The 13,076-nt window shown below is 67.8% G+C and carries 11 protein-coding genes; 2 read left to right on the top strand and 9 right to left on the bottom strand.

Going from position 1 to position 13,076, the window contains the following annotated elements; all coding sequences use genetic code 11:
* Positions 1-27: 27 nt before the first annotated feature.
* From OXC99_10485 to OXC99_10445, 9 genes are all read right to left on the bottom strand, one after another.
* The gene (locus OXC99_10485; protein MCY4625408.1) at positions 28-1,425 is read right to left on the bottom strand and encodes a hypothetical protein; all 1,398 of its coding nucleotides are present in this window, start codon (positions 1,423-1,425) and stop codon (positions 28-30) included.
* Positions 1,418-2,116 carry a 4Fe-4S dicluster domain-containing protein gene (locus tag OXC99_10480; protein MCY4625407.1) on the bottom strand — a complete coding sequence of 233 codons (699 nt, stop codon included), beginning with the start codon at positions 2,114-2,116 and terminating at the stop codon, positions 1,418-1,420. Before OXC99_10480 ends, OXC99_10485 begins: the two co-directional genes overlap by 8 nt.
* 74 nt (positions 2,117-2,190) lie before the next feature.
* Positions 2,191-4,446 carry a molybdopterin-dependent oxidoreductase gene (locus OXC99_10475; protein ID MCY4625406.1) on the bottom strand — a complete coding sequence of 752 codons (2,256 nt, stop codon included), beginning with the start codon at positions 4,444-4,446 and terminating at the stop codon, positions 2,191-2,193.
* 20 nt (positions 4,447-4,466) lie between these two features.
* Positions 4,467-5,438, bottom strand: a complete 972-nt coding sequence (locus tag OXC99_10470; protein MCY4625405.1) for a cytochrome c3 family protein — start codon at positions 5,436-5,438, stop codon at positions 4,467-4,469.
* 70 nt (positions 5,439-5,508) lie between these two features.
* Entirely contained in the window at positions 5,509-5,859 is a 351-nt protein-coding gene (locus OXC99_10465) for a hypothetical protein (protein MCY4625404.1), read from the bottom strand.
* A 387-nt stretch (positions 5,860-6,246) separates the two neighbouring features.
* Positions 6,247-6,744 (bottom strand): carbonic anhydrase, encoded by a 498-nt coding sequence (locus OXC99_10460; protein MCY4625403.1) that lies wholly within the window; start codon positions 6,742-6,744, stop codon positions 6,247-6,249.
* A gap of 96 nt (positions 6,745-6,840) precedes the next feature.
* Positions 6,841-8,484: a SulP family inorganic anion transporter gene (locus OXC99_10455; GenBank protein ID MCY4625402.1), complete on the bottom strand. Its 1,644-nt coding sequence runs from the start codon at positions 8,482-8,484 to the stop codon at positions 6,841-6,843.
* Between the two features lie 68 nt (positions 8,485-8,552).
* Complete coding sequence (locus OXC99_10450) at positions 8,553-10,895, bottom strand: SulP family inorganic anion transporter (GenBank protein MCY4625401.1); 2,343 nt, start codon at positions 10,893-10,895, stop codon at positions 8,553-8,555.
* 245 nt (positions 10,896-11,140) lie between these two features.
* Positions 11,141-11,359, bottom strand: coding sequence for a twin-arginine translocation signal domain-containing protein (locus OXC99_10445; protein ID MCY4625400.1), 219 nt, complete (start codon positions 11,357-11,359; stop codon positions 11,141-11,143).
* Between the two features lie 285 nt (positions 11,360-11,644).
* Here OXC99_10445 and OXC99_10440 point away from each other — a divergent pair, with 285 nt between their 5' ends.
* Both OXC99_10440 and OXC99_10435 read left to right on the top strand, forming a co-directional pair.
* A complete protein-coding gene (locus OXC99_10440; GenBank protein ID MCY4625399.1) occupies positions 11,645-12,136 on the top strand; it encodes a nucleoside 2-deoxyribosyltransferase in 492 nt (163 codons plus the stop codon).
* An 81-nt stretch (positions 12,137-12,217) separates the two neighbouring features.
* The coding region (locus OXC99_10435; GenBank protein ID MCY4625398.1) for a methionine synthase at positions 12,218-13,076 on the top strand (859 nt) is incomplete at its 3' end.

Raw genomic sequence — 13,076 nt, 5'->3', positions numbered from 1 at the left:
CCTTCGCGGGAATGACGGGGTGAGGGCCTATTCCGGTTTCGCCAGGATCTTGAGCGGCAGCCTCTTGAACGGCCGCACCACCTGCAGCATCGAGCCCTCTCGAATCTCCCAGAGATTGACGATGGGCACCACCTTGATGGCCAGCGTGAACACCAGCAGCGCGCCGGCGACGACGCCGAGCATCATGAGGGCGTCGCCGGCCCCGGGGGTCACCGCCGCCGGGACCTCCTTGAGCACATGGCCCGTGTACTCCTCCACCGAGTAGGAGGAGACGTAGATCCGTATCTTGTCGAAGAAGTGGCCAATGATGATGAGCGACCCCACGATCGTCGGCCCCAGGATGCTCTTGCGCACCGGGTTCCACATCAGGATGAAGAGCGGCGACGCGAAGCACAGGAGGATGGTGATGATGAAGATGGTCCTGTACGGGCCGAACCACATGAGCTGCAGCAGGTCCTGCTGCGCCGGCGTCTTGCCGTACCAGTAGATGATGAAGCCCGACCACCAGAAGTACATCCACAGCAGCGACGACGCGAGCATCAGCTTCGCCATGCTCCAGAACTGGTTGACGCCGATGTAGTCCTTGAAGAAGCCGAGCTTGCGCACGACGAAGGACGTCACGATGACCGTCGCCAGCGCGGCCTGCAGGCCGCCGAGGGCCTGCCACGCCGGGAAGACCGAGTCGCGCATGCCGGGCACCAGGCTCTGGGCGAAGTCGAAGCTGATGACGGTGTGCGCCCAGACGATGAACATGAAGTAGAGGGCGCCCAGGACGCCCAGCCCCGCACGTAGCGCGCGCCACTGCCGCTTGGAGCCCACCCAGCCGAGGGAGAGCCTCGAGTAGAGCGCGCCCCGGAGGCCGCCCACGCGGCCCTTGGCCAGCGCGAAGTCCGGGATGGCCGAGGCCCACAGCAGCCCGAAGCCGTTGATGACCACAAAGACCATCACCAGCGCCACGTACAGGTGCGGCGCGCCGACCGGCCAGCCCTCCACGATGGTGTCGTAGAGCAGCATCGTGTTGCGGTCGTCGGCGGGCGGCAGCGTCAGGAGCAGCGGGATGAGGATGACCAGCGCCACCAGGCCGACGGCGCCCCACATTTCGGCGATGCGCGACACGTAGCGGTTCCAGTGCGCCTTGCCGAAGCGAGGAGCAATCGCCACCAGCGGCGCCGAGAGGCTCGTCGTCATGATGAAGGCGAGGGCAGCGGCGAGGTAGCCCCACGGGTGGTGGGTGTCGAGCCCGCCGTCCGCGGCCGTCATCGCGAAGCCCACCACGCCGAGCGCCACCAGCGCGGCCAGGACCAGCACCACCAGCAGGTAGACCGGGCCGGTCCGTTCCGTCCAGCCCAGCACCTCGCCGGCGGCCTGTTCCGAGGACCGCTCCAGCAGGTCTACGTGGTGACCGTGTGGTCCGCCGTTATGCATGCTCCCCTTCCGATGCCGCGTAGGGGTCTATCTTGGCCAGGTAGTGCACGCTGGGTTCCGTGCCAAGGTGGTCCAGGATCCGGTACTGGCGGCCGTCCTCCCGCAGGTGGGCGACCTGGCTGCTCGAGTCGTTGAGGTCGCCGAAGACCAGGGCGTTGGTGGGGCAGGACTGCACGCACGCCGGGACGACGTCGCCGTCCTCGACCTCGCGGCCCTCGATGCCCGCGTCGCGCGTGGTGCGGCGGATGCGCTGGATGCAGAAGGGGCACTTCTCCATGATGCCGCGGCTGCGCACCGTCACGTCCGTGTTGAGCTGGTTGCGGAGGGGCTCCGGCCAGACCGGCTCCCAGAAGTTGAAGAAGCGCACGTTCCACGGGTCGTTGTTGGCGCAGAACCGCGTGCCGATGCAGCGGTTGTACACCTGGACGTTCAGGCCCTCGTTGTTGTGGTAGGTGGCAAAGACCGGGCAGACCGACTCGCACGGCGCGTTCTCGCAGTGCTGGCAGAGCATGGGCACAAAGCGCGCCTTCACGTCCGGGAACTCGCCCTCCCAGTACCGCTCGATGCGGATCCACTGGATGGCCCGCCGCTGCAGGAAGTGGTCCGGCTCATTGATGGGGATGTTGTTCTCTGACTGGCACGCGACCACACAGGCCTGACAGCCCGTGCACTTGTCGGCGTCCACCGCCATGCCCCATTTTCGCTCTACTGCCACCGGGTCCTCCTAAGCCCGCGCCCCACGCGGGCCTCATTGCTCTTGCTATGCTAGTGCGCGCCTCCGCCGTTGCCCGTCGAGATCTCGTAGACCGTGCGGTGCGGCAGCGTCTGCGCCACGACCATGCCCTCGAACTTGCGCACGCGCTCGCGACGGCCAGTCTTCTCGATCCGGACGCGCGTCGCGCCCCACGCGAACGCCCCCGTCGTCTCGTCGGAGACGGCGTCCAGGACCTCCATCACGTTGCTGCCGACGCCCTCGGCGTAGCGGCCGAAGCTGCTGTGCCCCTGCCCCATCGGCACGCTGACGGTGCCGGGGGCGGTCGCCGGGTTCACGTACACCTGCGCCTCGATGGCCCCCTGCGCGGACTCGACGGTGACGACGTCGCCCTCGCGGATGTCCAAAGCGTCGGCGTCGCGGGGGTTGACCTCCACCCAGGTGCTCCACACCGCGGTGGTGATGGGGTCCGGCGTGGCCTGGAGCCACGGCAGGTGCGCGTCGGAGCCGTCGCCCATCGAATGCGACGGGAAGGGCAGCAGGTGGAACGGGTAGGTGCTCGCGCCGCCGGAGAAGGCCGGCAGGGCCTTCCCGGGATCCGCGCTGAGGTCGGGGGCCTGCGGCGCCGGGGCCGTGGCGTTGGTGTCCCACCAGCCGCCGCGCTGCAGGATGGCGACCCAGAACTCCTCGAAGTTCGAGAACTGCTGCACGGAGCCGCGGTTCTTGATCCAGAGCTCCTGCGCCTCCGCGCGGACGGCTTCCTGAATGTTGGCCCACGGCAGTTTGATCGTCGTGCGCCCGCCCAGGTCGTCGACGAGTGCCAGCAACACGTCGCCGAAGGCCCGCCCCTCGACGAAGGGCATGACCACGGGCTGCTGCAGCGCGCCGGCCTCGTAGCCGGGGCCCGGCTCCGGGACGTCGTCGCCCCAGGCCTCCAGCGTTGCCATGTCGGGCAGCACCAGGTCGGCCAGCAGCGTCGTCTCGTCCATGAAGTTGGAGAAGCTGGCGATGAAGGGCACGTTCTCGCGCATGGCCCGCCCGAACTGCATGGAGCCGGGCGTGCCGTAGGCCGGGTCGACGCCGCGCACGAGCACCGCGTTGATGCGGTTGCCGCGGAAGTCGTCGGCCAGCCGCTGGAAGTCCATGAGGGGGTTGGTTGCGGCGCTGCTGACAACGTTGGGGATGGGAGCCGGCGGGTTGAAGATGACGCCGCCCTTCTTGCCGACGCTGCCGACCAGCGCGTTGAGCATGTAGACGGCCGTCATGTTGAAGAGGCCGTTGGTCTGCGCCGCGGCCAGCCCGCCGCCGATGGCGACGCCCGGCTGGTTCGCCGCGAAGTCGTGGGCCAGCGTCTCGATGACGCCAGCCTTGACGCCGGTGATCTCCTCGACGGTCTCCATCGGCAGCGCGTTGAACTCGATAGTCTCCCGCAGCGCGGCCATGCCGTCCGGGTTGCCCTCGCGGCTGTCGAGGATGACCTTGGCCATGGCCATGGCCAGCACGCCCTCCGTGCCGGGGTTCGCGTAGACCCACCGGTCGGCGTTGGCGGCGGTCAGGGAGAAGCGGGGCTCTATCTGCACCAGCTTCCCGCGCCCGCCGGTCTCGCCGCGGAACTCGCCGTAGTGCCAGTTGTAGTGGAGCGGCGCGTGCCAGTGGCTCAGGAAGTCCGCCCCAAAGGAGAGGACGTAGTGGGCGTTCTGGACGTCGAAGGTGGGCAGCCGGTCCTGGCCGTACATGCGGTTGAAGACCGTGCGCACCGCCGTCTGGTCGACGGCCTCGAAGGCGTAGCGGCGTAGCTGGTAGTTGTCGGCGAACTGCGAGACGACCGTGCCGAGCGTCCCGCGCAGGGGCCCCGTGATCAAGGCGATAGTGTCCGGGTTGACCAGGTGGTCGTTGAGCCGCGCGGCCAACTCGTCCAGAGCCTCGTCCCACGAGATGGACTCGAACTCGCCGGCGCCGCGGTCGCCGACGCGCCGCAGCGGCGTCGCGATGCGGTCGGGGTGGTAGAGCTCTTGCAGCACGGCCTCGGCCTGCGCCGAGTGCTTGCCGCGGCTCATCGGGTAGTCGGGGTTGCCCTCGATCTTCTTGGCGCGGCCCTGCATCACGCGAACCAGCACGCTCTCGACGCCCGTGTTGGGGCGGGCGAGGGTCGCGAAGTAGTGGTCGTCGCCGTAGACCAGGTCCTCGGGGATCATCACGGGACTCTCCGCGATGAACTCCCGGTCCGGGATGCGGCAACCGGCAAAGACCACCGCGCCCAGGAGCCCCAGGCCGGAGTACTTCAGCAGTTGCCGCCGCGTCAGCGCCATACGATTCTGGTCCTCAACCCCTAATAGTGACAGGTTGTGCAGTCCGTGGGCGCGTTGTTCTGCCGGTGGCAGTCGACGCAGAACCCCATCTGGAGCTGCTCAACCTGCGAAACCGTGGTCATGGCCCCCACGTCGCCGTGGCACACGCTGCACACGGCGCTGGCGGGGACGTTGTCCTTCTCCGAGAAGAAGCTGATGTGCGATTCATGCACGAAACGGACGTGGTCCGGCAGCCGGTGCACGCGCACCCATGCGATGGGCTCGCCCGTGTCCCACGCCGCGGCCAGCTTCACCACCTCCTCGCTCTGCGTCGCGATGACCTGGTGGCAGAACATGCACTGCTGGACCGGCGGGATGCTGGCCGCCGCGGCCGTCTCGACCGTCCGATGACAGAACACGCAGTCTATGCCCGCGCGCTCCACGTGCGGCGGGTGCGGGAAGGCTATCGGCTGCTCGGGCGTCACGACGAAGACCTGGTCGATGGGCCAGAAGTAGTGGCCCAGCACCTTGCCGCTGAAGATGGCGCCGCCCAGCAGGAAGCCGCCGCCCACGATTGACAGCGTGGTCACCAGCATGAAGGCGCGCATGCGTGACTGCATATCGCCGCCGCCGATGCGGCCGATGGACGCGCCCACGACGAGCACGCCGATGATGGCGATCAGACCCAGGACGATGGTCGCGTTGTGGCCGGTCACGATGAAGAGGCCGCCCAGTCCCAGCAGCGTGCCCGCGACGACGATGACGGCCAGCGTCGGGAGCCAGAAGGGCATGACGCCCTGCGGCAGGACCATGCGCCCGCCCAGGATCTGCCCGCCCCGGTCCAGGTAGCCCTCCAGCGAGCGAAGCCCGGCGATGGCGAGGACGGCGACGATGATGCCGATGCCGAGCACGATGGTGCCCGCCTCGCCGGCGACGAAGAAGACGTAGCCGAGAGGCAGGAAGAAGGCGGCGACGACCACCACCGCGGCGATGGGAATGAGCATCCGTGGCATCAGGACACCCTACCCTTGCAGTTGGCCTTCAATGCGCACTCCGTAGCTATGGTGTTGCCGGGATGCGGAGCTAGATCCACCATCGGTTGAAGGTCTCCTCTATGACGCCTCTTGCCCAGGACTGGGCCACAAAGAAGACGAACAGCAGGCCCACCGCCACGCCGAAGGCCGCCAGCAGCAGCCCCCACTGCGACAGCGCCCATGTCCCCTGCCCCCTGACCACCTGCGTGTGGAGCCTGCTCCACAGCGGGTCATGCCTGGCAACCTCCTCACCCCGGCTGTTCCACAGCGAGGGCAGGATGGCAAAGCGCAGCAACAGACAGGTGGCAAAAGCGAATACCAGCAGCGGGAAAAGCCAAAGCAAAGACACGAGGTGCCGGTACTCGATCCACTGCTGGTCAGTGATGAAATTCGGGTCCATCGACTCCCTGCCGTTTCAAACTTGTGAAGAATATCGCAACTGCATTGGGAGTGTCAACCGATTCCGTGCAACGGAACAGCTACGAACGGGGTGCGCCGGCGCACCCCCGCCGGCGACTCTGACACCGCCACGTTGCGCGAAACCGGCGCGCTCCCCTACCGTCGCTCCATGAACGACGCAGCCATGTGCAGCAACAGGGCCTTCCGCGGGCATGCGGGCGCGACCTGAAACGGGCCGAGTCCGGCTAAACACGGGGGGGTGTTGCTGTTGGGAAATTTTTCGAGCTGTAGCTGAAATGTGCCGCATCAGATACAAACGCGAGACGGTTGATTTACTGTCGCCTGCGAAGACGACGGCGGCGCAGGCGGCCGGTGGCGCACCGCCATCCTACGCGGCGGAGACCTCGTTGAGGCGGCCGGTTGCGCAGTCGTAGACGAAGCCGCGGACCTGGTCCTTGTTCGGGATGAAGGGGTTGGTCTGGATGCGCGCCATCGACTGCCGCACGTCGCCTTCGAGGTCGCCGAAAGCCTCCAGGGAGAAGGATGGGCGCAGGCCCGTGTCAGCCTGGATGGCGTCTTTCACGTCGTCGTCGCGGAAGGTGAGCATGCCGCAGTCCGTGTGGTGAATGAGCATGACCTCGCGGGTTCCCAGCAATCGCTGCGAGATTAGCAGGGAGCGGATGGCGTCGTCGGACACCACGCCGCCGGCGTTGCGGATGACGTGGGCGTCGCCCGCGCTGATGCCGAGCAGGCCGTGAACGTCGAGGCGCGCGTCCATGCAGGCAACCACGGCCAGGCCGCGGGCCGGCGGCAGGGGCAGGCCGCCCTTGTCAAAGCCGGCGGCGTATTGGGCGTTCCCCTGCAGAACATCGTCAATGGCTGACATGGCATGCCTCCTCTATGAGTCCTCCGTACGGTGCGCGGAGTGTAGCGCGTACCAGGGGGGATGGGCAAGGCGGAGCGGACGAGGGCGTATTTCGACCTACGCCGGAGTCGTCGTCGGCTCCAGCCCGAGAAGCCGCGCGGCGATCTCCCGCGCGCCGTCCATGTCCTCGGCGAAATGGTCCTCCGGGATGCGCTTCAGGGCGTTGAGGGACAGCATCGTCAATTCGGGCTGACTGGTCAGGCCCATCACGATGCACTCCGTGTCCTCGTTCAGGGCCGCGTCGATGAGCTCCTCCACCACCAGAGCGGCGCTGTCGTCCATGTAGGCGGTGCTGGTGAAGTCGAAGATGACCACCTCGTGCTCGCTGACGTCCTTGCTGATGGTGCTGATCAGCTTCTGGGAGGATGCGACGGTGAACGCGCCGCGTAGTCCGACCATTCCCACGCGGGCCGAGAAGTCGTCGGGTTCGACCGTGCCGGAGCGGTAGGCCCCCTTGAAGAAGACGCTGTCCAGAAGCGGAACGGAGACCACGCTGTCCAACTGCAGCCGCTCAAACTGCCGGGAGGTGGCCATGCCCGCCGCTATCAGGCCGATGGCGACGGCGGTCACCAGGTCCACGAACACCGTCAGGAACAGGGTAAGGGCCATGACCAGCAGGTGCTCCCGCTGCACCTTCACAATGCGCCCGAGGAACCGCCAGTCTATGATGTCCCAGCCCACCTTCAGGAGGATGCCCGCGAGGCAGGCGTGGGGGATGACCTCCACGTACTTGGCGAGGCCCAGCACCAGCGCCAGCAGGATGCCGGCCCGGACGACGCCGGAGACCTGTGTCCTGCCCCCGGCGCGGATGTTGATGACGGTGCCCATCGTCGCGCCGGCGCCGGGAAGTCCGCCGAGGAAGCCCGCCGCCATGTTGCCGATGCCTTGCCCTATCAGCTCCCGGTTGGCATGGTGCTGCGTCCGGGTCATCGAGTCCGCAATGAGCGACGTCAGCAGGCTGTCGATGGACCCCAGCATCGCAATGGTGAGCGCGGGGGTGATCGCACCAGCCAGGAGGCCCGGGGACAGGTCCGGCAACTGCGGCGCCGGCAGGCCCGTCGGGACGGAGCCTATGACGGGCACGTCGGTGAGCCACAGGACGCTCATCATGGTGCCGACGCCCAGCGCGACCAGCGTCGGCGGGAGGATGCGCCGGAACCGCGCGGGCCACAGGATGCCGACGGCCAGCGTGACGGCGGCGATGGCGAAGGCGGCGGTGTTGAAGTTGGCGATGCCCTCTCCCCAGCCCTTGATGGCGCCGATGGGTCCGCCTTCCGCCACCGGCATCCCCATGGAAGGCAGCGTCTGCAGCAGGATGATGATGATGCCGATGCCCGACATGAAGCCGGAGATCACGGAGTACGGGGTGAAGGCGATGAAGCGGCCGATGCCCACGACGCCAAGCAGCACCTGGAAGAGCCCGGCCATGATGACGATGGTGAAGGCGGCGGCGAGGTTGTCGGCGTGGAGGGTGACGACGACGGCCATCGCGACAGCCATGGGGCCCGTGGGGCCGGAGATCTGCGAGCGCGTGCCGCCGAACACCGCCGCGAAGAAGCCGACGGCAATGGCCCCGTATATGCCGGCCAGCGCCCCCAGCCCGGAGGCCTCGCCGAAGGCAAGCGCCACAGGCAGCCCCACCACCGCGGCGGTGACGCCACCGAACAGGTCTCCCTTAAACGATCGAAGGTATTCTTGCATGGCCCAACACTTAGCCAATAACCGAACTCTGCATTGACAAAGCCGCACACCATTGATGGCGGAACGTTTCAGGGCGGCGTTAGTGTATATCTCCCGTCAATATCCGTCAGCATGGGACGCATCACAGGGGTCACCCGGGCGGCGATGGGCACGGCAGGCCGTCCGGCGCGGGGGCATGGGCAGGTTGAGGCTGGGCGGACGCCAACCGGGGGAAGCAGGCGTCGAGCGGCGCTGGAAGATGGAGCCCTCGCCGGGAATGCCGTCGAGCTTGGAGGAACGGCGGCCGCTCTACCCCGCGGCCGCCTCTGTGAGGCGGCCGGTGGCGGCGTCCAAGATGAAGCCGCGGACCTGGTCCCTGTTCGGGATGAACGGGCCGGCGCCCGTATCAACCCCGATGGCGCGCAGGGTGTTTCGGCGGCCCGTCGTCGCGCGCTGCTGTCGTCGGTCTCCCCGGCTTGTTTCGGACCCCCGGCCTGCGAGGCCAGGTCGGCAAGCTGCCGCCAGTACGTCTCCGGGTCCAGGCCGCCCGCCGCAAATTGTGCGTCCAGCCGCGCCTTCTCGGACGCCAGCGCGTTGTGCCATGCCGCCGGCGCCGCGCCGCCGGGCCTTTGGAAAATTGCGGGGTCTGCATCGTGGGCGGCCGGGGGGCGGGCGAAGGGCCTGCGCCATAGCAGCAGGGCAGCCCCCGCGAGGACGACCAACGCCGCGCTGCCCAGGCCGGACAGCATGCCGCGCCGGAAGTCTTCTGCGGGCGCGGTGGACTCCGCCGCCTCCGGAAGGTCCGGCTCCTCCGCGGCCTCCATCCCCAACAGCGCCAGGGCAACCTCTCGGGCGGACTGCCTGTCAGGGACAATCCGGTCCTGCGGAATGCGGCTCAGGGCGTTGAGGGCCCTCAACGTCCTGGCCGGTTGCCCGGTCAGACCCATGACGATGCAATCGGTGTCTTCTGCCAGAGCGTCGTCGATGAGCTGCTCGATGACCAGCGCGGCGCTGTCGTCCATGAATACCGTGGGGGTGAAGTCAAAGATGACCACGTCGTGCTCGCTGATGTCCTTGCTGATGGCGTTGATGAGCTTGTGGGAGGAGGCTACGGTGAAGGCGCCCCGGAGGGCGACGATGCCCACATGGGCGGAGTGTTCGTCGACGTCCGGCCGTTCGGCGGCCCTGAGGAAGGCTTTGTCCAGCATGGGGATGGAGAGCACGCTTTCCAGCTGCAGCCGCTCAAACTGCCGGGAGGTTGCCATGCCCGTCGTGATCAGGCCGATGGCCACGGCGGTCACCAGGTCCACAAACACCGTCAGGGCCAGCGTGATGCCCATCACCAGCAGGTGCTCCCGCTGCACGCGCAGGATGCGGGTGAGGAACCGCCAGTCAATGATGTCCCAGCCCACCTTCATGAGGATTCCTGCCAGGCAGGCGAAGGGAATGACCTCCACGTACTTGGCCAGCCCCATCACCAGCCCAATCAGGACGAACGCGGGGATGACGCTGGAGACCCGCGTCCTGCCGCCGGCGCGGATGTTGACGATGGTGCCCAGGGTTGCCCCGGCGCCGGGCACTCCGCCCAGGAAGCCCGCCGCCATGTTGCCGATGCCCTGCCCCACCAACTCCCGGTTGGGGGCATGCTGGGTCCGCGTCATGGAGTCGGCGATGAGCGACGTCAGCAGGCTGTCAATGGACCCCAACAGCGCGATGGTCAGGGCGGGCTGTATGGCCCTGAGCAGGATGTTCACCGAGAGGTCCGGCAACTGCAGCACGGGAAGGCCTGTGGGCACGTTGCCGATGACGGGCGCCTCCGTCAGCCAGAGTACGCCCATCATTGTGCCGACCCCGAGCGCGACCAGCGTCGGCGGCAGGATGCGCCGGAACCGCACGGGCCACAGCACCGCAACGGCCAGCGTCACGGCGGCGATGGCGACGGCGCTGAGGTTGAGGTTGGTTATGCCCTCGCCCCAGCCTTTGATGGAGCCTATCACCCCGCCTTCCGCCACCGGCATCCCCATGAACGGGAGCGTCTGCAGCAGGATGATGATGATGCCGATGCCGGACATGAAGCCGGAGGTGACCGAGTACGGGGTGAAGGCGACAAACCGGCCTATGCCCGCAAGTCCCAGCAGCACCTGAAAAAGCCCGGCCATGATGACGATGGTGAAGGCGGCGGCGAGGTTGTCCGCGTGAAGGGTGACGACGACTGCCATGGCCACGGCCATGGGCCCCGTAGGGGCGGAAACCTGCGTCCGCGTTCCGCCGAACACCGCCGCGAAGAAGCCCACCGCGATGGCCCCGTACAACCCGGCCAGCACGCCCAGCCCGGAGACCTCGCCCAAGGCCAACGCCACCGGCAGGACGACCACCGCGGCGGTGACGCCCCCAAGCAGGTCTCCTCTAAACGATCGCAGGTACTCTTGCATGACCCAACACCCAGTCAATTACCGGACTCTGCATTGATTAAGCAACACAACAATTGATTATGAAATGTTTAAGGGCGGCACTAGTGTATATCTCCCGTCAATACCCGTCAGCATGGGACGCATCACGGGGTTACCGGGGCGGCGGCAGTGGGCACGGGAGACCGCCCGGCGCGGCGGGCATAGGCGGGCTGAGGCTGGGCGCACGTCGACTGGGGGATAGGGGAGGGCGTTGCGAGGGGGCGGGGCTACTTGCCGTGGTTGCGGAGGAACTCCTGGACGGCGCCGGGGCGCGGCTGGAAGATGGAGCCCTCGCCGGGAACGCCCTCGATCTTGTTGGAGCGGCGGAAGGGGTTGACCCGCAGCGGCAGGGATGCGATGGCGGCGACGGCGATGGCGGCGGCCCCAAGCCCCAGGACCTGCCGCCGGTCAAGGCCGCTCTTCTTGGCGTTCTCTGCGTTGTCCACGGTCCCTCCCTGTGTTGAGCGCCTTCCACTGTAGCGTGAGCCGCTGGCGGTGACAACCCCTTTCCAGCTTTGACGCAGAGGTCTGCTGCCCCAATGCCCAGGAGACACTCGACGTGCACCCGGCGAGATTCAGGACGCAGCCGTTGCGGCAGCGGGGCTTCATCAGCGTATTGTTAACCTGCGCGGTGTCCGTCCTGGCGCTTGGACCGATTCCCCGCCGTCCACCTTGCCGCTGCGGCCGCTATCGGCTACGATTGCACGCTATCTTCAAAGGGGAAGGCCATCATGGATGCCGAGGAAACGACCACTGGCCGCCGCAAGACTGTGTACCTCGCCAATGCCTACGGGTTCTCCACGCAGCAGCGCGCGACCCTGCTGCCGGAGTTGGTGTCGGCGTTGGAATCCCTGGGGCTTGAAGTATGGGAGCCCTTTGAGCGCAACAACCAGACGGCCAACATGGAGCCGGGGTGGGCCTACGGCGTCGGGCAATCCGACCTGCGGGACGTGCGGGAGGCGGATGCGATCTTCGCCGTGGTCAACGGGGCGCCGCCGGACGAGGGCGTCATGGTGGAGTTGGGCATCGCCATCGCCCTGGGGAAGCCGACGTTCCTCTTCCGGGACGACTTCCGGCGCGTCACGGACTCTGAGCGCTACCCACTCAACCTCATGCTCTTCACGGGCCTGCCCCAAGACGGGTGGGAGCACTCCTACTACACGTCCGTCGCGGAGATCCCCTCACCGGAGAAGGCGCTGGCCCGCTGGGCCGCCGGAGGGTAAGGGTGAGGCTGGGACAGGGGAGCGGCGGCGCCGCCGCAGCGTCCTTGTCGCGCGGTTAACCGCCGTGCCACACTACCGCCCATGAACCAGCACCCCCATACGGACGTCGTCGGCAGCATGCTGCGCCCGCCGGCGCTGAAGGCGGCCCGCGACGCCCTGGACGCGGGCACGATGCCGCCTGCCGAGTTCAAGCGCATCGAGGATAAGGCCGTCGACGACGCCGTCGCCGCGCAGGAGGCGGCGGGCCTCGAGGTGGTGACGGACGGCGAGATGCGCCGCCTCTCCTTCCAGAGCCAGCTCACGGAGGCCGTCGACGGCTTCGAGAACGCCGGCCTCGACGCCTTCCTCTGGGGCGACTGGCACGGCAACGATGCCGTCGGCGGCGTCAACCGGCCCCGGCCTGAGGGGCTCTCGGTGGCCGGGGCGCTGCGGGTGCGGCGGCGGCTCTCGACGGAGGAGTTCGCCTATCTGCGCGCCCGGACGTCGCGCATTCCCAAGGTCACGCTGTCCAGCCCCAGCCTCTTCGCCAGCGTGTGGCAGGGACCGGACCGCGCGGGCGCCTACCCCACCATCGAGTCATTTCTGGAGGACGTGGCCCGGATCATCCGTGACGAGGTGGCGGAGCTCGCGCGGCTGGGGTGCGAGTATATCCAGCTCGACGCCCCCCACTACCCGCTCGTGCTGGACCCGGCGTGGGCCGGCTTCTATGCCGAGCGCGGCTGGTCGGCCGAGGACTGGGTCGCCTACGGCGTCGCGCTGGACAACTGGGTGATGGAGAGATGGCCGGGCGTGACCTTCGGCTTCCACCTGTGCAAGGGCAATCAGGGCAGCCGGTGGCTGGCGGAGGGCGGGTACGACTCGATGGTGGACACGGGGCTGCGGCGGGGGAGGGGCCACCCGGCTCTTCCTGCGGGAGGCGGGCCCCCGCCCCGCCGCTCTC

This window comes from Chloroflexota bacterium (assembly GCA_026713825.1).
Classification (GTDB): domain Bacteria; phylum Chloroflexota; class Dehalococcoidia; order Lucifugimonadales; family UBA1127; genus UBA1127.
The sequence above is the reverse complement of the archived record's forward strand: the minus strand, read 5'-3'. Positions and strand labels throughout refer to the sequence as shown.

Bases quoted from the DNA above. Each gene is read 5' to 3' on its own strand.
- OXC99_10460 (MCY4625403.1), bottom strand. From the start codon at position 6,744: ATGTCAGCCATTGACGATGTTCTGCAGGGGAACGCCCAATACGCCGCC.
- OXC99_10475 (MCY4625406.1), bottom strand. From the start codon at position 4,446: ATGGCGCTGACGCGGCGGCAACTGCTGAAGTACTCCGGCCTGGGGCTC.
- OXC99_10465 (MCY4625404.1), bottom strand. From the start codon at position 5,859: ATGGACCCGAATTTCATCACTGACCAGCAGTGGATCGAGTACCGGCAC.
- OXC99_10480 (MCY4625407.1), bottom strand. From the start codon at position 2,116: ATGGCGGTGGACGCCGACAAGTGCACGGGCTGTCAGGCCTGTGTGGTC.
- OXC99_10455 (MCY4625402.1), bottom strand. From the start codon at position 8,484: ATGCAAGAATACCTTCGATCGTTTAAGGGAGACCTGTTCGGTGGCGTC.
- OXC99_10440 (MCY4625399.1), top strand. From the start codon at position 11,645: ATGGATGCCGAGGAAACGACCACTGGCCGCCGCAAGACTGTGTACCTC.
- OXC99_10450 (MCY4625401.1), bottom strand. From the start codon at position 10,895: ATGCAAGAGTACCTGCGATCGTTTAGAGGAGACCTGCTTGGGGGCGTC.
- OXC99_10485 (MCY4625408.1), bottom strand. From the start codon at position 1,425: ATGCATAACGGCGGACCACACGGTCACCACGTAGACCTGCTGGAGCGG.
- OXC99_10470 (MCY4625405.1), bottom strand. From the start codon at position 5,438: ATGCCACGGATGCTCATTCCCATCGCCGCGGTGGTGGTCGTCGCCGCC.